The organism is Poseidonibacter sp., assembly GCF_041821165.1.
Lineage (GTDB): Bacteria > Campylobacterota > Campylobacteria > Campylobacterales > Arcobacteraceae > Poseidonibacter.
Map to the genome: position 1 here is coordinate 1 of NZ_JBGUES010000008.1, position 18,855 is coordinate 18,855.

The following is an 18,855-nucleotide window of genomic DNA, read 5'->3' on the forward strand; positions in this document are numbered from 1 at the left end:
GATGAGTAGGTAATTCATATATATAAGTTGAGAAAAAATATGTAACTGCAAAATAAGAAATATAAATAAAAAGCATTGATGTTATAAAATTCAAAAACTTTTGTTTTTGAATATTTGCAATAATTAATAAAAAATATAATAAATAGAATAGAACTAATAATAAAGTAATACTTAGATTAAATGGAATAGTTGAAGAAGTTGTAGCAGTTCCAAAAATTACAGTACAACATAAAACAGGCTCTTTTGTAGAAATGTTTGTAAAATATAAAATATCAATAATTGTTTCTATTAGAATAAGAAAGAAAATAAATATAAAAAAAATAAATTTTACTTTTGTATATTTATACTCTTTAGATTTTAAATCAAATTTATTTATTATTAACCATAAAGCAATAAAAAATACAATAAATAGTTTTAATACAAATAAAGGTCCTCCATAATCATTTGCACTTATAACACCAGCTGCACACATAGCACCTGGTATTATATTTGATAGTTTATCAATAGTAAAGGCAAAATAAGGCATCAAAAATATTTTAATAAGCATTACAAATGAGGTAATTAATATTACAAGATATGAACGTTTTTCAAGTTTATATTGAGTTGAAGTAGTTTTTGAATAATCCCATTTATTTATAATTGTAAGTGAATAATAAAAAGCGATAATTAGTAAAATAAATAATATGACTTGAGTAAATAAAAATATAATTACTTCATTTGATAAAAGAATATTATTCAACTATTTGTCCATTTTTAATATTTATTATTTTATCTACAAAATCACATGTATCAAAAATAGGATCATGAGTTGCTATAATAATTGTTTTATTTAATGATTTTAATTTTTTTATTACCTCAATAAATTTTTTTGAATTATGTAAATCTAGATTTGCTGTTGGTTCATCACATAAGATAATATTTGGCTCATTAACTAATGCTCTAGCAATTGCTACACGTTGTTTTTCTCCACCTGAAAGGTTTAATACTATTTCATCTATTTTATGTGTTATATTTGCTAATTCTAATGCTTTATTTACTTTCTTATTAATTTGTGTTTGATTAAAACCTAGTGGAATTAGAGGAATTAAAACATTGCTTTTTACATCAAGATGATTAAATAAATTATATGATTGAAAAATAAAACCTAATTTTGATGCTCTAAATGATGAAGTATATAAATCAGGAAGTTTAGCAATATTTTCATCATCAATTATAATAGAACCTGATGTTGGTTTTGATAAAGCACCTATAATTGATAATAGTGTAGATTTGCCACTTCCACTAATTCCTTTTAATAATACACATGAATAATCATCAATCTCAAAACTTATATCTTTTAAAGCATGAAACTCTTTTTTAGTATTTTCATTAAATATTTTATTTAAATTTTCTATTTTTATCATTTCATACTTTCACTTGGTTCAATTGTTGAGATTTTCCAAACAGGAATTAATATAGCACTTATATATGGAATCACAAAAAATAAAAATAACATAAATAAGTTGCTTATATTAATATGTGGATCTAAAACAATTGTATTATTAAGATTTTGAAATCCTAAAAAAATATTATTTAAAATTGGTGCATTAAATAAAAATACGAAAATATAAGCTAATATTACACCTAAAAGAAATGAAATAAATGCTATTAAAAATGTTTCTGAAATCTTTAGTTTAATTACATCAGCAATACTCCAACCAACAGCTCTAAGTATTCCAATCTCTTTTTTATCAACTGATGTTATCATGGAGTATCTTTGATATAAAATTAGAATAAATGTAATAATTACAATAATATATAAAATTAAAAATATTCCACCTTTATAGTTAAATATATTTTCATATAGTTTTTTAATATCACTTTTTTTAATCACTCTAATATCTAAATGTTTAAAAATTAAATCATTTTTAACGGTATCTCTTTCTAATTCATTTGGGACATTTAATACAATATCAGTAGATTCATTTTGAGGAATATTTAGAATCTCTTTAGCAAGTGAAATATCCATTATTATTAAGTCATTTGCAACTAAATTTGAACTTATAGGTAAATCTTTATAAATAGATATTTTTTTTAATTCTCTATTATTTAAAACAAAATCAAAAGAGTTTTTATATCTATATTTATCAAATATTTGTTTTACACCATTACCAATAATCATAGAATCCTTATCTAAAAAATCTGAAATATCTAAAAGCTCTAATAGTTTTTTTATATTTTTATTTGTAGATTCTTCAAATAAATCAACACCTACAATTGTAAAATAAATATTTTCAGATTCATAGTAGTATTGTCCAAAAACTCTTTGCTGTACATTTTTTACAGCACTAATTTCTGAAAAATCATCAATCCAAGAATTTGGAGTATTTACAATTTTTCCTGAATTAATTTTTTGTATTACAAAATCACTTTGTGCATCTAATGTAGTGTAAATATGTTTTTGAATTGATGATGATAAAAACATTACAGATGCCATTATAAATATTATTAATGTAGAGATAATAAATATTGCTAAATGTTTAGATTTATTTGTAACTATTTGTAATAATAGAAAATTTAAAAAAATACTAATTTTCATAAACAAATTCCATATAGCTTAATTGCAATTGCTGCGGATAAATCTTAAAAGAGAAATCTTTATACTCTTTAATTCGTGCTTCATAAAAAGAAGTTGAATAAGATAAGTTTGGTAGTTTGGTTATTGTACTTATTGTTTTTGTGTATAAAATACTATTATTTTTTGATTTTGAATGAATAAATACAAAATAGAAAAAAAATGATAGTAATAGCGAAATTGAGAATAAAAATATTTTTGATAAAGTTGTGATATAGTACTCCATAATTTATAATAAGTATTTTAACTTTTAATGGTTAATTATTTGTTAAAAATCATTATTTAATATTTAATTATAATTGAATTTTATGCTTAAATGCTATTATATTGCATCTATTATAATTTATAATTTCACTAACTATAAAGCTTTTATATATATAATATAAAACAAGTATTTAACTAAGGAGAGAATTCGTGCCAAATAGAATTCAAATAGAAGAATTAAATAAAATTTTAACTCAAAGAAGAGAAGATATTCTTACTAGTATTAATAGTACTAGAAATAATATTGATGACTTAAAATCGCAAGAAATTAATGATGAATTAGATTATGCTGAATTAGCAAGTGATTCTTTTACAGAAGGTATGATAGCAAATCATCAAATTGCGGAACTAAATCAAATAGATGAATCTCTAAAAAAGATTAAAGATGGTAGTTATGGGATTTGTGATATGTGTGGAGTTACGATTCCATTAGGAAGATTAAAAGCAAAACCATTTGCTAAATTTTGTACAGAGTGTAGAACAGCTTTTGAAAAAGAAGAAGCTAAAAAAAGTAAATAAAAGTAATTAGCAGTAAACAGTTAAGAAAATCTTAACTGTTTATTTAGGTAAAGTTATATATTCAGAGTCAAAATAGATTTTATTATCTATTGCTATAACTTTTTTCTCATTATCAAAGTCAAACTCATAAATTTTTTCTGTTTTAAAATCTTCTGAGATTTTAATTAAGAATCCTTGTGATTCTACTGCATATAATGAATCAGAAAAAGCTAAAGCATAAATTTTTGAATATTTATACTTCTTTTTAGAAATCTCTTTTAAATCATCACTTAGTTTTATAATTTGACCATCAATAGTTGCAATATAAACATTACTATTATTTATAATCACATCTCTTAATTCATATTTTTTTGATAAAATTTCTTTTGAAGATATTGATACAACTTTATTTGCTGTTGCTGCAATTAATGTTTGTGAATCTTCAATAATATCTAAAAAGATAATATTATTAAACTCACCTTCTGGGTCTATTGAAATATTTTTTACTATCTCATTTGAAATAGAAGAGATAATTACTATTCTTCCATTAAGTGTAGGGTAAAGGATTAGATTACCCATAAAAAATGGATTTGTGATTCTTGTATCATTTGCTAATGATACTGTTAAATATTCTTTAAATAATATTTTATCTGTATTAATATCAATTAATTCTAATTTATTATCAGAATAAATTAATGCAAGTTTTCCATTCTTTAATGATGCTGCTACAACTATTCCACTTACTTCTACTTCTTTTTTATCAATAAGTATTTTATTTTTATGGTTTGTTGCTAATATTTTTCCATCATCACTTGTATTTAAAAATACAAAATTTTCTGGTAATGAAATTTCAGATATTCCATCTTTTGTAATAAATTTTCCATCTTTAAGTGTTGCATTTGATCTATTAAATGTTTTTATTGATGAAGAAACTTCACTTTGTTTTATATTTAAATCATCATTAATATTTTTTGGTTCAAAGTATTTCTTTTCTGAACATCCTGTAAATATAAATAATGCTGTTAATGAAAGAAAAAGATATTTCATATTAATCCTTATTTTGTTAGTAAATGATGTTTTAATAAACTAGCTAATTCAAAAACTTTTGAAGTACTAGGAATTAAATTTAATGCAACTCTTGCTTCTTTATATTTAGCTTGTTCAGTCAAAATTAATGCTTTATTAAAAATTGCAAACTCTTTTAATAAGAAATCATTTTGCATTGATAATGTATTTAACTCATCAATACTTTTAGTTTTTAATGCTTTTTGATAATCTGCTAATTCTTTTAAAAATGGAACATTTATTTCAACATCTTTATTCTCTTTTTTTGCTTGTAAATAAATAACTACATCATATAATTTTTTATTTGTACTTTTTAAAGTTTCTAATGCATCTTTGTCATTAGGGTTTTGAAGCAAAGTATCAAATGCTATATTTGCTTGAACTTTGTTTTTATTAGTTATATAACTATTTACGCTAAAACCAACAACTGCAATAATTATTATTGCACAAAGAGCAAAGATTAATGCTTTATATTTTTTGTAAATTCTCTCAACTTTTACGAAACCTTCAATGAACTTTTCCTCACTATTTAGTTCATCTTTTACAAGTTTAACATTTTCTTTCATACTCATATTTAACAACCTTTATTGAAACTAGTTGATATAGTACAAAATTTTTGATAAAACCTTACTTTTATAAACTTTTTTGTATAATCTATGTTCATAAATTTAAAAGGTTATAAACAAGATGAAGAGATTATTACTAGCTACAACAATCACATTATTTTTGTCACAATCACTTTTTGCAAAAGAAGAGATTCCTGAACAAACTAGGTTTGAATCATTATCAAAATTAACTAAAGTTATAGGTACAGTAGAAAAGTACTATGTTGATGATATAAAACTAGAAGAAATAGTTAATAAATCACTTAAAGGTCTAATGCAAGAACTAGATGCTCATTCTAGTTATTTAGACAAAAAATCATCAAAAGAAATGAGTATACAAACTAAAGGTGAATTTGGTGGACTTGGTATTACTGTTGGTATGAGAGATTCTGCTTTAACTGTAATTTCACCAATTGATGACACTCCTGCTTTTAAAGCTGGAATTAAATCATCTGATATTATTTTAAAAATCAATGATAAATCAACACTAAACATGACTCTTGATGAAGCAGTTTCTTTAATGAGAGGAAAAGTAAACACAGATATTTACTTAACAATCGTTAGAAAAGGCGAAAGCGAACCTTTAAAAATTAAAATCACTAGAGATATTATAAAAATCCAATCAGTATTTGCAAAAAGAATAGAAAATCAAAAATATTTATACTTAAGAGTTACAAGTTTTGATAGAAAAGTAACAGATGGTTTAGAAAAAGCCATTGATAATAATAAAGACGTAGAAGGAATTGTTTTAGATTTAAGAAATAACCCAGGTGGTTTATTATCTCAAGCAATTGGTGTTGTAGATTTATTTGTTGATGAAGGTGTAATTGTTTCTCAAAAAGGTAGAAACCCTGAAGATGAAGAAAAATTTGAAGCAACTACTTCAAATACAGTTACAAAATTACCTTTAGTAGTACTTGTAAATGGTGGTTCAGCATCAGCTTCTGAAATTGTATCAGGTGCATTACAAGATCATAAACGTGCAATTGTAATTGGTGAAAAAACATTTGGAAAAGGTTCTGTTCAAGCTGTTCTTCCAATATCAAAAGATAGAAGTGAAAATATAAAATTAACAATTGCTAAATATTATTTACCAAGTGGTAGAACTATTCAAGCAGTTGGAGTTACTCCAGATATTATTGCTCATGCAGGAGTTACAACTCAAGAAACAGGCTCTGAATTCAAAATAAAAGAAGCTGATTTAAAAAAACATTTAGAAGGTGAATTAGAAAAAACTGAAGTAAAAAAACCAGCAAAAACTGAAGATAAAACTAACAAAAAGATTATATCAGAAGAAGATGTAGCAAAAGACAATCAATTAAATACATCTTTAGGCATTTTAAAAAGTTTAATTATAATGAATAAATAATAGGAGAATAAATGAAAATTAGTGATATTGTAGCACTTGGTCTTTGGCCAGAATCAAAGAAAACAACATCAAAAAAAGGTATTTCACAATTAGAAGAGTTAGGATATAACCTATTTTATATTGGAAAAAATGCTGATCTTTATACTTGTCCAGGTGAAGATGCAAAAGTACTATTAGTAAGAAGTGATAGATGTTCTGTTTTTGATATTCCATTAAATCTTGAGATTGAAGGAAAAGGTATTTGGCAAACAGCTATTTCTAATAGTGGAGCACAATTTGCTAAAGAATCAGGTATAAGAACTGCAATTTTATCTGAAAAAGTTGATGATAGTTTAGAAATAGCACCAAGATGTCAACTTATGGAATTATGTAAACCTTTAGAAGCCCAAATTGATGGAGATGTAGTTCAATTCGAATTTATTTTCAGAAATTACCTAACAGGTTCTTTATTTGATGCATGTCAAAGTGGAAATGATCCTTATGGTTTAGAATTAGGAAGTGATTTAGAACAATGGCATAAATTTGAAACACCAATCTTTACTCCTACTACAAAAGGAATTAAAGATGAACCATTAAACTCTGCAAAAGTAAAAGAACAATTCCCTGAAATTATTTCAAGTATGGAAAAGTTATTTAAAGATTTTACAAAATATGCTGAAGATAATGGAATTATTGTTGTTGATACAAAATTTGAAATTTTTATTGATTCAAAAGGTCAATGGGTTTTAGGTGATGAAGTTTTAACACCTGAAAGCTCAAGATTTATAGCAAAAGAAGATTTTGATAAAGCTGATTATATTTCAATGGATAAGCAAATTCTTCGTAACTTTGCAAAAGAAAACTCTTGGAAAGAAAAAGCTAAAGATTTAAAAGCTGGTGAAAAATTAGATGTTGAAGTTCCAGATTCTATTAAAAATACAATCTTAGATGGTTATAGCACTATTCACAATAGATTAAGTAAGTAGTTTTAAAGTAGAGCATTATATGCTCATTTGTTCTAAACTGATATAAGGCAGTTTTAGATATAATCGCAAAAAATAAATTGAAGGTAATAAATGAAAGCAATTGTAAATGTAGGATTAAAACAAGGTGTACTTGATGATCAAGGTAAAGCAACTCATCATGCATTAGATACTTTAGGATTTAGTGAAGTAGTTAAAGACGTAAGAATTGGTAAACAAATCATAATGGAATTAAACTCTTCAAATGAAACTGATGCTAAAGCAGAAGTTGTAAAAATGTGTGAAAAACTTCTTGCAAATACTGTTATTGAAGATTATGAAATCGAAATAGTAGGTTAATATGAAAGTTTCAGTATTACAATTTCCAGGAACAAACTGTGAGTACGATACTCAGTATGCTTTTGAAAAATTAGGCGCAGATGTAGAAATAGTTTGGCATAAAGATAAAAATATTCCTTTAGATACTGATCTTTTAGTTATTCCTGGTGGATTTTCTTATGGAGACTACTTAAGATCTGGTGCTATTGCTAGATTTGCAAATATTATGGACTCTGTTCAAGAATATGCTGCAAATGGTGGAAAAATTTTAGGTATTTGTAATGGTTTTCAAATTCTTTTAGAAGCTGGTTTATTACCAGGGGCTATGAAAAGAAATGATTCATTACATTTTATTTCAAAATATCAAACTTTAAAAGTAATTAATAATGATAATACATTTTTATCTTTATTAAAAAAAGATGATGTTTTAAATATTCCTGTTGCACACCATGATGGTAACTATTTTATCGATAATGCAGGTTTAAAAGATTTAGAAGAAAATGGTCAAATTCTTTTAAAATACTGTGAAGAAAATGGGGAAGCAAAAAATTTAAATGGTTCTGTTTCGAATATTGCTGGTATTTGTAACAAAGAAAAAAATGTATTTGGTTTAATGCCTCATCCAGAACGAGCAATGGAAGAACTTCTTGGTTGTGATGATGGAGTTAATATGCTAAAAGGTTTTTTACAATAAAAAGATAGGTCTTTCCTATCTTTTTTATAAAAGAAGAAGAGTATGAAAAAATTATTTATATTGATTTTAGCGAATATTTTTTTATCAATCAATATTTATGCCGCTAAAAATATCTATCTGTCTTACCTAAAAGTTCCTGATCAAGTTTACAATAATCAAAGATTTGAAATAGTTATAAAAGCTTTGATAACAACACCCACTACTGTTGATAATATTAGTACGTCTTTTTCTAATTCAACAAATATTGATGTTTTAAATCCTCAAAGTCAATGGACAAAAGTATCAAATAATAATTATGAAAATAGATATTACTTTAAAGCAGGAAATGGCAATTTCCAACTGCCAGATTTTACTGTTAATTTAATACAAGATGATGAAATAACTGAAAGTACTGTTTTACAATCGGTTGTTGTAAGATATCTTGATATAGCAAATAATGATAAAAGATTTTCTAATGTTATCGCTAAAAGCCTTCATATAAAAGCATATAAAACAAAACAATACAATAATAAAGATTCTTTAACTATTATTGATATTGATGCTGAAAATTCAAATCTTGAAGATTTTGTTTTAAAAGAGATAGAAGAGCAGGGTATTTCAAAAATTACAGATAATTATCCAGAACAAAACTTAATATATTATTTTGTAATGCCTGTACATAAAAAAAAGATAGTTTTTAATTACTATAATACGAGTACTAAAAGCTTTCAAGAAGTTACAGTGCCATTAATTTTACAAAATGAACTAGTAAGTACACAAACTGATTTAAATCCAAATGATTCTAGTTTTGAAAAATACAAGAAAATCGCATTAGTCGCTGTTTTACTTATATTTATTATTTTATTAATTTGGAAAAGAAATAAATTTTATTTATTTATCTCTTTAATATTATTAGTTTTAACTATATTATATTTAATGCCAAATAAAATAGGTGTTGTTAAAAAAGATTCTTATATTTATATACTACCTACAAAAAATTCTACTATCTTTTTTAAATTAGATAGTGAGCAAAAAGTTGAAGTATTAAATCAGAAAAAGAACTTTATAAAAGTTATGGGAATTGATAATAAATTTATTGGTTGGGTAAAGGAAGAAAATTTTGGAAAGAATTAGAGGGATTATATTAGTAATTCAATTTTCAATAACTGTTGCATTTACAGTTCTTGCAATGTACTTATTTAGAAATCATACCCATAAAATTATAAAATTTTGGATGAAATTCCAAATTAAAATTTTAGGTATAAAAATTGAAACTATTGGTTCTATTGATGAATCATGTGATATGGTTTTAATGAACCACCAATCTTTACTTGATATTATTGTAATGGAGCATATTCATAATAGAGATTTAGCATGGGTTGCTAAAAAAGAGATATCAGATTTATTTTTCTTTGGCCATATTATTAAGGCTCCAAGAATGATTTCAATTGATAGAGAAAATAAAGCAGGAATTATTTTTTTATTAAAAGAAGTTAGAGATAGACTATCAAAAGGTAGACCAATTGCAATGTTTCCAGAAGGTACAAGATCTGATGGTAGTAAAATACTAAAGTTTAAAGCTGGTGCTAAAATGGTTGCAAATAAGTTTAATCTAAAAATTCAACCAGTTCTTTTATTTAATACAAGAAATATTGTGGATTCTAAAAATCTAAAAGCAAAACCAGGAACTGTAAAAGTAATATATTTAGATCCTGTACAAGCTGATAAAAATACAACTTGGTTTGAAGATTTAGAAATAACAATGAAAGCTAGATTTGAAGAAGAGTTAAAAGTTAATGCTACTTAGTTGGCAAACTATCTTAGCAATTGGATGCGGAGGTTTTCTTGGTGCAATTGCAAGAGCTTACAGCGTTCATATTGCTAATAAATATGTACCATTAGAGTTTCCAGTTGGTATTTTATTTGTTAATGTATTAGGCTCATTCTTAATTGGAATTTTATTTGCATATTTTGCAAATTACAATCTATCAACACCTTTAAAATCCTTTTTAACAACAGGTTTTTTAGGCGCACTTACTACTTACTCAACTTTTGCAATTGAGTCATATTTATTATTTGGAACATCAATATATTTAGCATTAACTAATATGGCACTAAACCTATTTGGTACTATTATTGCAGCTGGTTCGGGATATAAACTATTTCATTATTTACTTAGATAAATACTGCAAAAATTTTTAAGCATTAAAAAGTTATAATAAAAGAAAATATAAGGATATATCATGGGAATGCCAGGTGGTATGGAATGGATATTAATTGCACTAGTAGTATTGTTGTTATTTGGTGGTAAAAAAATACCTGAATTAGCAAAAGGTCTAGGTTCTGGAATTAAAAACTTCAAAAAAGCAATAAAAGATGATGATGAAACTGATGTAGCTGATAAATCAAAAGCTGATGAAATAGAAAAAAAAGCTGAAGATAAAACAAAAACTGAAGATAAAAACGAAAAAACAACTGTATAAGAGTGGAAATTGCAAAATTTAGTTAAAAAAAATATTGAAGATATATTAGAAACAAGTTTAGTACTAGAAAAACCAAAAGATATTTCTCTTGGTCATTATGCTACTCCAGTAGCTTTTTCTTTAGCAAAAGAGTTAAGAAAATCACCTATGATTATAGCAGAAGAGTTAGCTGCTAAATTTAAAGATTCAGATATGTTTGAAAAAGTTGAAGCTGTAAAAGGTTTTATCAATTTCAAATTATCAAACTCTTTTTTAGAATCACTAGTTAATGATGCTTTATCAAGTTCTAGTAATTATTGTAAAGAAGAAGATAAAAATAAAAAGATTTTATTAGAGTATGTATCAGCAAACCCAACTGGGCCTTTACATATTGGACATGCACGTGGTGCAATTCAAGGTGATGCAATTGCTAGAGTTGGAAGACATTTAGGTTTTGATATAACTACTGAGTATTATATAAATGATGCAGGTTCACAAATGGACATGTTAGGTTTATCTGTATGTCTTGCTGCAAAAGAGTTTATATTTAATGAAGATGTTGTTTATCCTGAGTCTTATTATAGAGGCGATTATTTAATAGATATCGCTAAAACTGTAATTGAAAAATTTGGTAAAGACGTTATTTATGATCAATCTAAACATAAAGAAATTGCATTTTTTGCAAAAGATTTAGTTATGGATATTATCGTTAAAGATTTAGGTGATTTAAAAATTACTTTTGATAACTTTGTTTCTGAAAATTCTTTATATTCATCTTGGGATGAAACAAGAAGTGTTTTAGAAAAGAATGATTCTTTATATACAAAAGATGATAAAGTATGGATAAGATCAACACAAATTGGTGATGATGTAGATAGAGTTGTTGTAAGAGACAATGGAATTCCTACATATTTAGCTGGTGATATTATTTACCATAAAAACAAATATGATAGAGCTTTTGATGAGTATATTAATATCTGGGGTGCTGATCATCATGGATATATTACAAGAGTAAAAGCAGCAATTGAATTTTTAGGTAATGATTCTTCAAAATTAGAAATTTTATTATCACAAATGGTTTCACTATTAAAAGGTGGAGAACCATATAAGATGTCTAAAAGAGCAGGTAATGTTATTTTAATGTCTGATATTACAGAAGAAATTGGTTCAGATGCATTAAGATTTGTATTCTTAACTAAAAAAAGTGATACACATTTAGAATTTGATTTAGATAGATTAACAAATCAAGATTCATCAAATCCTATATTTTATATTAATTATGCACATGCTAGAATAAATCAGGTATTTAAAAAAGCTGAATTATCATTTGATGATATTAAAAATGAGAAATTTGATACATTAAATCAAGATGGTTTAAATTTAATTTATGAATCATTATTATTAGGTTCAATTTTAAATGAAGCATTTGCAAAAAGAGATATGCAAAAAATTACAGATTATTTATATTCACTTGCATCATCTATTCATAGATTTTACAATGAACATAAAATTGTTGGTTCAGATGAACAAAACATGTACTTAAAAGTATTAAGTATTTCCTCATTAAGTATTAGAACAGGATTGGATTTATTGGGGATAAAGGCTAAGGAAGTAATGTAATGAAATGGGCTCTACTTATATTTGCTGCTGTTATTGCGATTGCAATTTATACTGATAATATGGGTGGTGCCAAAGACGCCACTAGTAATTATAATAAATTATTACGAGGTGCTGCTGAATAAATAAAAGGTTTTAACCTTTTATTTATTAGTACTCAATCTTATTATCTAATTTAGTTAAAAAATCTTCTAAAGAGTATTTTTTTCTATATTCTTCACTCATTAAGTGAATAAACATATCTCCTAAATCAATTACAGTCCAATTATCATCTTCATTTACTCTTAAGAACTCTTCACCAAGTGGTTTTAGTTCTTCTTTTAAATAGTTTAATAATGCAAATCCATGTTTTGAGTTAAGTGTTGTTGCAATTACAACATAATCAACAATATAATCTTTTGATGTTAAATCAATAACTTCAATATCTTCTGCTTTTTTTTCGTTTAAAAGCGTTTTAATAGTTTCTAGTCTATTCAAGAATTCTTACCTTTTTCTTTTCTTTAAAGATTTATTATATCTTCTTTTATTTGTTCTGGGATAAAATTTAAATCAAGTTTTTCTCTTAATTTAGTAGAGCTAATGTTTATATCTACTTCTAAAATCTTAAAACCGTTAAGTTCTCTATGTTTATAACCTATTCTTCTTGCAATTACAAATTCTGCAATTTCTTTTAGTTCATCAATTTTATGCCATTTATTTAAATCATTTACATTGTCTTGGCCAATAATTATATAAATTTTTGACGCATTATATAAATTTTTTAAATATTTAACCGTTTCAATTGAATAAACAGGTTTCATTTGTTTTATTTCATAATTACAAACTTCAATTTTTTCATTGTTATCAAAAACTTTTTTTAACAATGAAAATCTAAGATTAGGGTCTAAATAAAAATGATTTTTAAAGGGATTTAAATACGTAGGAACCACAATAATTTTGTCAATTTCAAGCGATTCTAATGCCTTGTTTACAATCGTAACATGTGCCATGTGAACTGGGTCAAAACTTCCACCAAATATTGCAATTTGCACCTAATTAATACCTTTATTTTATACTTAAATAATATTATAGCAATATTTGGATAAAATATCTACCAAACGATAATTAATTAAAGGGAAAATATGGCTGTTAAAGTTGCAATAAATGGATTAGGTAGAATTGGAAGATGTGTAGCAAGAATTGTTGCAGATAGAGATGATGTTGAATTAGTAGCTGCAAATGCAAGTGGTAGCGAAGAGATGATTCAATATAATCTTAAATATGATACAGTTCATGGTAACAGACCAGATATTAAAGTAGAAGATGGATTTATCTATATTGGTAAAGATAAAGCTAAATTAATTAGTGAAAGAGAACCAGCTAAAATTAACTTTGCACAATATGGAGCAGAAGTTGTTTTAGAGTGTACGGGTGCATTTTTAACAGAAGAATCATGTCAAGCTTACATTGATAATGGAATTAAAAAAGTTGTTATGTCTGCACCTGCAAAAGATGATACTGCAACATTCGTAATGGGTGCTAATGAAGAAACTTATGCTGGTCAATCAATTGTTTCTAATGCTTCTTGTACTACAAATGGATTAGCTCCAATTACAAAAGTTTTAGATGATAACTTTGGAATTGAAAAAGGTTTAATGACTACAATTCACTCATACACTAGTTCTCAACCAATTTTAGATGGAAAAGACAAAAAAGATCCAAGAAAAGGAAGAGCAGGGGCTACTAACTTAATTCCTGCATCAACTGGTGCTGCAAAAGCAATTGGAAAAGTAATGCCTCACTTAAATGGTAAATTAAATGGTCAAGCAATTAGAGTACCAACGCCAAATGTTTCTATGGTTGATTTAACAGTTACTTTAAATAAGAATGTAACTTTAGAAGAAGTTCAAGCTGCATTTACAGAAGCTTCAACTGGTAACTTAGCTGGTATTTTAGGTGTTGATACTGAAGGTAGAGTTAGTTCTGATTTTATTGGTGAATCATTATCAACAGTTGTACCTTTAGATACTATTCAAGTAATTGAAAATAATATGGTTAAAGTTCTTTCATGGTACGACAATGAGTGGGGTTACTCTACAAGACTTGTGGACATGGGTGTACACGTAGCTACGAAATAATTAGATAAGGCAAAGATGAATGAAGTTACAAGAAATTAAAAATATTGATATAGCTGGTAAAAGAGTATTTATTAGATGCGATTTTAACGTACCAATGGATGAATATAATAATATTACTGATGATAGAAGAATTAGATCTGCTTTAAATACAATTAGATATTGTATTGACAATGATTGTTCAATTATTTTAGCATCTCATTTTGGTAGACCAAAAAATGGTTTTGAAGAGAAATTTTCTTTAAAACCAATTGCAAAAAGATTACATACTCTTTTAAAACAAGAAATTAAAATGGCTCCAAGTATTATTTGTGATGAAACTATTGCATTATCAAATAGTTTAGAAGCTGGTGAAATATTGCTTTTAGAGAATATGAGATTTGAAGCTGGTGAAACTAAAAATGATGAAGCATTAAGTGCTAAATTAGCTTCAATGGCAGATGTTTATATCAATGATGCATTTGGTGTTTCTCATAGAGCTCATGCTTCTGTTGAGGGTATTGCAAGACATTTTGATATTAATTCAAAAGCTGCTGGTTTCTTACTTGCAAAAGAAATAAAATTTTTCCATCATATTGTTCATAATCCAAAAAGACCATTTGTTTCAATCGTTGGTGGTTCAAAAGTTTCTGGTAAATTAGAAGCTTTACATAATTTAGTACCAAAAGTTGATAAGATATTAATTGGTGGAGGAATGGCATTTACATTCCTAAAAGCATTAGGTTATGAAGTTGGTAATTCTTTAGTTGAAGATGATTTAATTCCTGAAGCACTAAAAATTATGCAAGAAGCAAAAGATCTTGGAGTTAAATTATATTTACCTGTTGATGTTGTTGCAGCAGAAGCTTTTAATGAAGAAGCAATCGCTAAACTTGTAACTGCTCAAGAAATTCCAAAAGATTGGATGGGATTAGATATTGGACCTGCTACTGCATTATTATTTGCACAAGCATTAGATGATGCTAATACAATTTTATGGAATGGACCAATGGGTGTTTATGAAATGGATAAATTTGCAAAAGGAAGTACAAAACTTTCTCATGCAGTTGCATCTTCTTATGCTACAACTGTTGTTGGTGGTGGAGATACTGCTGATTTAGTTAGAGTTACAGGTGATGAAGATGAAATGACATTTATTTCAACTGGTGGTGGAGCTTCATTAGAATTAATTGAAGGTAAAATTTTACCAGGTGTAAAAGCACTTGTAATTGAGGATAACTAATGGCAATTATTGCTAGTAACTTTAAAACAAATCATACTAGAAAATCAACTGCTTTATTTGTAAATGAAGTAAATAATTTTTTAAAATCAAATGAAATATCAAGTGATGTTTATATTTTCCCAACAGCTACAGCACTTGATTCGTTTGATACTGTTTCAAACTTTACTATTGGAGCTCAAAATGCTTATGCAACTGCAAAGGGCTCTTTTACTGGTGAAATTGGAACAGAACAATTAGATGAATTTGCTATTAAAACAATTTTAATTGGACATTCTGAGAGAAGACATGTTTTAGGTGAAACTCAAGAAGAAATAGCTGTTAAATATGCTTTTTATAAAGAGTTAGGATATAAAATAATTTATTGTATTGGTGAGCCTTTAGAAGTTAAAGAACAAGGACTAGAGCAAACTTTAGAATATGTTTATAGCCAATTTGAAGGTATTGATACTAATTATGAAAATCTTATTTTAGCTTATGAGCCAGTTTGGGCAATTGGAACGGGAGTTACTGCTACAAATGATGATATTACATCAGTACATTTAGCAATCAAGTCAAAAATTGAAAAACCATTATTATATGGTGGTTCTGTAAAAGTTGCAAATGTTAGAGAAATCTGTGAACTAAATGGAGTTGATGGTGCTTTAATTGGTACTGCATCTTGGATTGTTGAAGATTTTAAACAAATTATTGAAAATACAAAGGACGTATAATGTTTATGAAGGGTAAAAAAGGTGTAATTTTAGGGGTTGCAAATAATAAGTCTATTGCTTATGGAATTGCAAAAGCTTGTGCTGATCAAGGTGCACAAATTGCATTTACTTATTTAAATGATTCATTAAAAAAAAGAGTTGAACCAATAGCTGAAGAGTTTGGAAGTGCTGATTATGTATATCCTTGTGATGTTTCAAATCCTGATGAAATTAAAGCATTAAAAGAATCAATTGAAAAAGATATGGGTCAAATTGATTTTATTGTACATTCAATTGCTTTTGCTCCTAAATCTGGACTTTCTGGAAGATTTTATGATATTTCTAAAGAAGCATTTGATGTTGCTATGGATGTTTCTGTTTATTCTTTAATTGAAGTTGTAAGAGAATTAAAACCTTTATTAACAAATGATTCTTCAATTTTAACATTAACATATTATGGTGGAGCAAAATATATTCCTAACTATAATTTAATGGGTGTAGCAAAAGCTGCATTAGAAATGACAACAAAATATTTAGCAGAAGATTTAGGAAAAGATGGAATTAGAGTAAATGCAATTTCTGCAGGTCCTATTAAAACTTTAGCAGCTGCTGGTATTAGTGATTTTAGATTTATGCTTAAGTGGAATGAATCGCATTCTCCATTAAAGAAAAATGTAACAATTGAGGAAGTTGGAAATTCAGGTATGTACTTATTATCAAATTTATCAAGTGCAGTTACAGGAGAAATTCATTATGTTGATTGTGGATACAATGTAATGGGTATGCCAGCTGTTAACTTTGATGAAAACGGAAGACCAACAATCGCATGGAATGGTACTGACCGTTAAGAAAAAGCCAAGAGTTTGGCTTTTTTAGGGAAGTACGAGATAATGGTCGTAGCGAAGCGAAGCCATTGTGTCAGAGACTGACCGTTAAGAAAAAGCCAAGAGTTTGGCTTTTTTAGGGAAGTACGAGATAATGGTCGCAGCGAAGCGAAGCCATTGTGTCAGAGAGAGACCGTTAAGAAAAAGCCAAAAAATTGGCTTTCTCTTGTATTACAATCCTAAGTTTTCTACTTTTTATTATTTAAAAAAGTTTTACTTTTAAATTTACTAGAACAAATTTTAAATTAAGATTTTAGACAATAGGAAATAATAAAAATGAATATAAATTTTAAAGAATTAGCAAATAAATATCAAACACCTTATTATGTATATGATTTTGATCATATTACTAAACAGTATGAAGAATTAAAAGGTTCTTTTAAAGCTAGAAAATCATTAGTTGCTTATGCTGTTAAAGCAAACTCAAATTTATCAGTTATTAAACATCTTGCAAATTTAGGAGCAGGTGCTGATTGTGTTTCTATTGGTGAAGTAAAAAGAGCACTTAAAGTTGGTATTGCTCCTTACAAAATCATTTTTTCTGGTGTTGGAAAAATTGATTCTGAAATTAAAGAAGCACTAGAACTTGATATTTTAATGATAAATGTTGAAAGTGATGCTGAACTTAATAGAGTTGAATTAATTGCAAAAGAATTAAATAAAAAAGCTAGAATTTCAATTAGAGTAAACCCAAATATTGATCCTCAAACACATCCTTATATTTCAACAGGATTACATGAAAATAAATTTGGTGTTGATATTAATACAGCAAAAAGAATGTATATTCAATGTAAAAACTCTGAGAATTTAGATCCAGTTGGAATTCATTGTCATATTGGTTCTCAATTAACGCAATTAGAGCCAATTAAAGAATCAGTAAAAATTGTTGCAGATTTAGTAAGAAACTTAAGTGCAATCAATATTGATTTATCATTTATGGATATTGGTGGTGGATTAGGTATTGTTTATGATGATGAAACTTTAATTGATACAAATGAGTATGCACAATCTATTTTAGAAACAATGTTTGGTTTAGATATTACTGTTGTTTGTGAACCAGGAAGATTTTTAGTTGGTAATTCTGGAGTATTTGTAACTAAAGTATTATATGAAAAAGTAAATGGTGAAAAAAGATTTGTAATAGTTGATGGAGCTATGAATGATTTAATTAGACCTGCTTTATATAATGCTTCTCATAGATTAGAAGTATTAAATGATAATAAAGAGTTCTCAGATTGTAACTTAGTTGGACCTATTTGTGAAAGTGGTGATTTCTTTGCTAAAAATATTCAATTACCAAAAACAGAACATAATGATTTAGTTGCTATTTATAGTGCGGGAGCATACTGTTTTACAATGGCATCTAACTATAATACTAGAGGAAAAGTTGCAGAAATAGCGTATGAAAATGGAATTGATAGAATAATTAGAAAAAGAGAAACATTTGAAGATTTAATTGCATTAGAAGAAGAATATATAAAATAATTGATCAAGTAGAA

Annotated in this window: 23 protein-coding genes; 16 read left to right on the plus strand and 7 right to left on the minus strand. The window is 26.4% G+C overall.

The window, feature by feature from the left end; translation table 11 throughout:
* The 3 genes from ACERKK_RS01725 to ACERKK_RS01735 all read right to left on the minus strand — a co-directional run.
* The coding region (locus ACERKK_RS01725; RefSeq protein ID WP_373771345.1) for a hypothetical protein at nucleotides 1–739 on the minus strand (739 nt) is incomplete at its 3' end.
* A complete protein-coding gene (locus tag ACERKK_RS01730) occupies nucleotides 732–1,403 on the minus strand; it encodes an ABC transporter ATP-binding protein (protein WP_373771346.1) in 672 nt (223 codons plus the stop codon). The genes ACERKK_RS01725 and ACERKK_RS01730, both read right to left, overlap by 8 nt.
* The gene (locus tag ACERKK_RS01735) at nucleotides 1,400–2,578 is read right to left on the minus strand and encodes an ABC transporter permease (protein ID WP_373771347.1); all 1,179 of its coding nucleotides are present in this window, start codon (nucleotides 2,576–2,578) and stop codon (nucleotides 1,400–1,402) included. Before ACERKK_RS01735 ends, ACERKK_RS01730 begins: the two co-directional genes overlap by 4 nt.
* Nucleotides 2,579–3,028: 450 nt before the next feature.
* Here ACERKK_RS01735 and dksA point away from each other — a divergent pair, with 450 nt between their 5' ends.
* Nucleotides 3,029–3,397 (plus strand): RNA polymerase-binding protein DksA, encoded by a 369-nt coding sequence (gene dksA / locus ACERKK_RS01740; protein ID WP_373771348.1) that lies wholly within the window; start codon nucleotides 3,029–3,031, stop codon nucleotides 3,395–3,397.
* A 39-nt stretch (nucleotides 3,398–3,436) separates the two neighbouring features.
* Here dksA and ACERKK_RS01745 read toward each other — a convergent pair whose 3' ends face one another.
* Together ACERKK_RS01745 and ACERKK_RS01750 are read right to left on the minus strand one after the other, a co-directional pair.
* Nucleotides 3,437–4,423, minus strand: a complete 987-nt coding sequence (locus tag ACERKK_RS01745) for a hypothetical protein (protein ID WP_373771349.1) — start codon at nucleotides 4,421–4,423, stop codon at nucleotides 3,437–3,439.
* An 8-nt stretch (nucleotides 4,424–4,431) separates the two neighbouring features.
* Nucleotides 4,432–5,013 (minus strand): hypothetical protein, encoded by a 582-nt coding sequence (locus tag ACERKK_RS01750; protein ID WP_373771350.1) that lies wholly within the window; start codon nucleotides 5,011–5,013, stop codon nucleotides 4,432–4,434.
* Between the two features lie 115 nt (nucleotides 5,014–5,128).
* On the opposite strand from ACERKK_RS01750, the gene ACERKK_RS01755 reads away from it, so the two are divergent.
* From ACERKK_RS01755 to ACERKK_RS01800, 10 genes are all read left to right on the plus strand, one after another.
* The gene (locus ACERKK_RS01755; protein WP_373771351.1) at nucleotides 5,129–6,415 is read left to right on the plus strand and encodes a S41 family peptidase; all 1,287 of its coding nucleotides are present in this window, start codon (nucleotides 5,129–5,131) and stop codon (nucleotides 6,413–6,415) included.
* 11 nt (nucleotides 6,416–6,426) lie between these two features.
* Nucleotides 6,427–7,380, plus strand: coding sequence for a phosphoribosylaminoimidazolesuccinocarboxamide synthase (locus ACERKK_RS01760; RefSeq protein ID WP_373771352.1), 954 nt, complete (start codon nucleotides 6,427–6,429; stop codon nucleotides 7,378–7,380).
* A gap of 90 nt (nucleotides 7,381–7,470) precedes the next feature.
* Nucleotides 7,471–7,716: a phosphoribosylformylglycinamidine synthase subunit PurS gene (gene purS / locus ACERKK_RS01765; RefSeq protein ID WP_373771353.1), complete on the plus strand. Its 246-nt coding sequence runs from the start codon at nucleotides 7,471–7,473 to the stop codon at nucleotides 7,714–7,716.
* A 1-nt stretch (nucleotide 7,717) separates the two neighbouring features.
* Nucleotides 7,718–8,389, plus strand: coding sequence for a phosphoribosylformylglycinamidine synthase I (gene purQ / locus ACERKK_RS01770; protein ID WP_373771354.1), 672 nt, complete (start codon nucleotides 7,718–7,720; stop codon nucleotides 8,387–8,389).
* Between the two features lie 42 nt (nucleotides 8,390–8,431).
* A complete protein-coding gene (locus tag ACERKK_RS01775) occupies nucleotides 8,432–9,502 on the plus strand; it encodes a hypothetical protein (RefSeq protein WP_373771355.1) in 1,071 nt (356 codons plus the stop codon).
* The gene (locus tag ACERKK_RS01780) at nucleotides 9,489–10,175 is read left to right on the plus strand and encodes a lysophospholipid acyltransferase family protein (protein ID WP_373771356.1); all 687 of its coding nucleotides are present in this window, start codon (nucleotides 9,489–9,491) and stop codon (nucleotides 10,173–10,175) included. The genes ACERKK_RS01775 and ACERKK_RS01780 overlap by 14 nt, the downstream gene beginning before the upstream one ends.
* On the plus strand, nucleotides 10,165–10,551 hold the full coding sequence (locus tag ACERKK_RS01785) for a CrcB family protein (protein ID WP_373771357.1): 387 nt from the start codon (nucleotides 10,165–10,167) through the stop codon (nucleotides 10,549–10,551). Before ACERKK_RS01780 ends, ACERKK_RS01785 begins: the two co-directional genes overlap by 11 nt.
* Before the next feature lie 60 nt (nucleotides 10,552–10,611).
* On the plus strand, nucleotides 10,612–10,851 hold the full coding sequence (gene tatA / locus ACERKK_RS01790; protein WP_373771358.1) for a twin-arginine translocase TatA/TatE family subunit: 240 nt from the start codon (nucleotides 10,612–10,614) through the stop codon (nucleotides 10,849–10,851).
* A 9-nt stretch (nucleotides 10,852–10,860) separates the two neighbouring features.
* Nucleotides 10,861–12,450 carry an arginine--tRNA ligase gene (argS, locus tag ACERKK_RS01795; RefSeq protein ID WP_373771359.1) on the plus strand — a complete coding sequence of 530 codons (1,590 nt, stop codon included), beginning with the start codon at nucleotides 10,861–10,863 and terminating at the stop codon, nucleotides 12,448–12,450.
* Entirely contained in the window at nucleotides 12,450–12,572 is a 123-nt protein-coding gene (locus ACERKK_RS01800; RefSeq protein ID WP_373771360.1) for a hypothetical protein, read from the plus strand. The genes argS and ACERKK_RS01800 overlap by 1 nt, the downstream gene beginning before the upstream one ends.
* Nucleotides 12,573–12,597: 25 nt before the next feature.
* Here ACERKK_RS01800 and rsfS read toward each other — a convergent pair whose 3' ends face one another.
* Together rsfS and nadD are read right to left on the minus strand one after the other, a co-directional pair.
* Entirely contained in the window at nucleotides 12,598–12,924 is a 327-nt protein-coding gene (gene rsfS, locus ACERKK_RS01805) for a ribosome silencing factor (RefSeq protein WP_373771361.1), read from the minus strand.
* Nucleotides 12,925–12,947: 23 nt separating this feature from the next.
* A complete protein-coding gene (gene nadD, locus ACERKK_RS01810) occupies nucleotides 12,948–13,478 on the minus strand; it encodes a nicotinate (nicotinamide) nucleotide adenylyltransferase (RefSeq protein ID WP_373771362.1) in 531 nt (176 codons plus the stop codon).
* A 90-nt stretch (nucleotides 13,479–13,568) separates the two neighbouring features.
* Between nadD and gap the strand changes: the two genes are divergently transcribed.
* The 5 genes from gap to lysA all read left to right on the plus strand — a co-directional run bounded on the left by gap (nucleotide 13,569) and on the right by lysA (nucleotide 18,841).
* Complete coding sequence (gene gap, locus ACERKK_RS01815; protein WP_373771363.1) at nucleotides 13,569–14,564, plus strand: type I glyceraldehyde-3-phosphate dehydrogenase; 996 nt, start codon at nucleotides 13,569–13,571, stop codon at nucleotides 14,562–14,564.
* A 19-nt stretch (nucleotides 14,565–14,583) separates the two neighbouring features.
* Complete coding sequence (pgk, locus tag ACERKK_RS01820; protein ID WP_373771364.1) at nucleotides 14,584–15,783, plus strand: phosphoglycerate kinase; 1,200 nt, start codon at nucleotides 14,584–14,586, stop codon at nucleotides 15,781–15,783.
* Complete coding sequence (locus ACERKK_RS01825) at nucleotides 15,783–16,493, plus strand: triose-phosphate isomerase (RefSeq protein WP_373771365.1); 711 nt, start codon at nucleotides 15,783–15,785, stop codon at nucleotides 16,491–16,493. The genes pgk and ACERKK_RS01825 overlap by 1 nt, the downstream gene beginning before the upstream one ends.
* Nucleotides 16,493–17,320, plus strand: coding sequence for an enoyl-ACP reductase FabI (fabI, locus tag ACERKK_RS01830; RefSeq protein ID WP_373771366.1), 828 nt, complete (start codon nucleotides 16,493–16,495; stop codon nucleotides 17,318–17,320). Before ACERKK_RS01825 ends, fabI begins: the two co-directional genes overlap by 1 nt.
* A gap of 312 nt (nucleotides 17,321–17,632) precedes the next feature.
* Nucleotides 17,633–18,841 carry a diaminopimelate decarboxylase gene (gene lysA, locus ACERKK_RS01835; protein WP_373771367.1) on the plus strand — a complete coding sequence of 403 codons (1,209 nt, stop codon included), beginning with the start codon at nucleotides 17,633–17,635 and terminating at the stop codon, nucleotides 18,839–18,841.
* Nucleotides 18,842–18,855: the final 14 nt, after the last annotated feature.

Bases quoted from the DNA above. Each gene is read 5' to 3' on its own strand.
- ACERKK_RS01750 (WP_373771350.1), bottom strand. From the start codon at position 5,013: ATGAGTATGAAAGAAAATGTTAAACTTGTAAAAGATGAACTAAATAGT.
- ACERKK_RS01755 (WP_373771351.1), top strand. From the start codon at position 5,129: ATGAAGAGATTATTACTAGCTACAACAATCACATTATTTTTGTCACAA.
- purS (WP_373771353.1), top strand. From the start codon at position 7,471: ATGAAAGCAATTGTAAATGTAGGATTAAAACAAGGTGTACTTGATGAT.
- lysA (WP_373771367.1), top strand. From the start codon at position 17,633: ATGAATATAAATTTTAAAGAATTAGCAAATAAATATCAAACACCTTAT.
- gap (WP_373771363.1), top strand. From the start codon at position 13,569: ATGGCTGTTAAAGTTGCAATAAATGGATTAGGTAGAATTGGAAGATGT.
- ACERKK_RS01745 (WP_373771349.1), bottom strand. From the start codon at position 4,423: ATGAAATATCTTTTTCTTTCATTAACAGCATTATTTATATTTACAGGA.
- purQ (WP_373771354.1), top strand. From the start codon at position 7,718: ATGAAAGTTTCAGTATTACAATTTCCAGGAACAAACTGTGAGTACGAT.
- ACERKK_RS01800 (WP_373771360.1), top strand. From the start codon at position 12,450: ATGAAATGGGCTCTACTTATATTTGCTGCTGTTATTGCGATTGCAATT.
- ACERKK_RS01775 (WP_373771355.1), top strand. From the start codon at position 8,432: ATGAAAAAATTATTTATATTGATTTTAGCGAATATTTTTTTATCAATC.
- ACERKK_RS01785 (WP_373771357.1), top strand. From the start codon at position 10,165: ATGCTACTTAGTTGGCAAACTATCTTAGCAATTGGATGCGGAGGTTTT.
- ACERKK_RS01760 (WP_373771352.1), top strand. From the start codon at position 6,427: ATGAAAATTAGTGATATTGTAGCACTTGGTCTTTGGCCAGAATCAAAG.
- ACERKK_RS01735 (WP_373771347.1), bottom strand. From the start codon at position 2,578: ATGAAAATTAGTATTTTTTTAAATTTTCTATTATTACAAATAGTTACA.
- tatA (WP_373771358.1), top strand. From the start codon at position 10,612: ATGGGAATGCCAGGTGGTATGGAATGGATATTAATTGCACTAGTAGTA.
- pgk (WP_373771364.1), top strand. From the start codon at position 14,584: ATGAAGTTACAAGAAATTAAAAATATTGATATAGCTGGTAAAAGAGTA.
- ACERKK_RS01825 (WP_373771365.1), top strand. From the start codon at position 15,783: ATGGCAATTATTGCTAGTAACTTTAAAACAAATCATACTAGAAAATCA.
- ACERKK_RS01730 (WP_373771346.1), bottom strand. From the start codon at position 1,403: ATGATAAAAATAGAAAATTTAAATAAAATATTTAATGAAAATACTAAA.
- fabI (WP_373771366.1), top strand. From the start codon at position 16,493: ATGTTTATGAAGGGTAAAAAAGGTGTAATTTTAGGGGTTGCAAATAAT.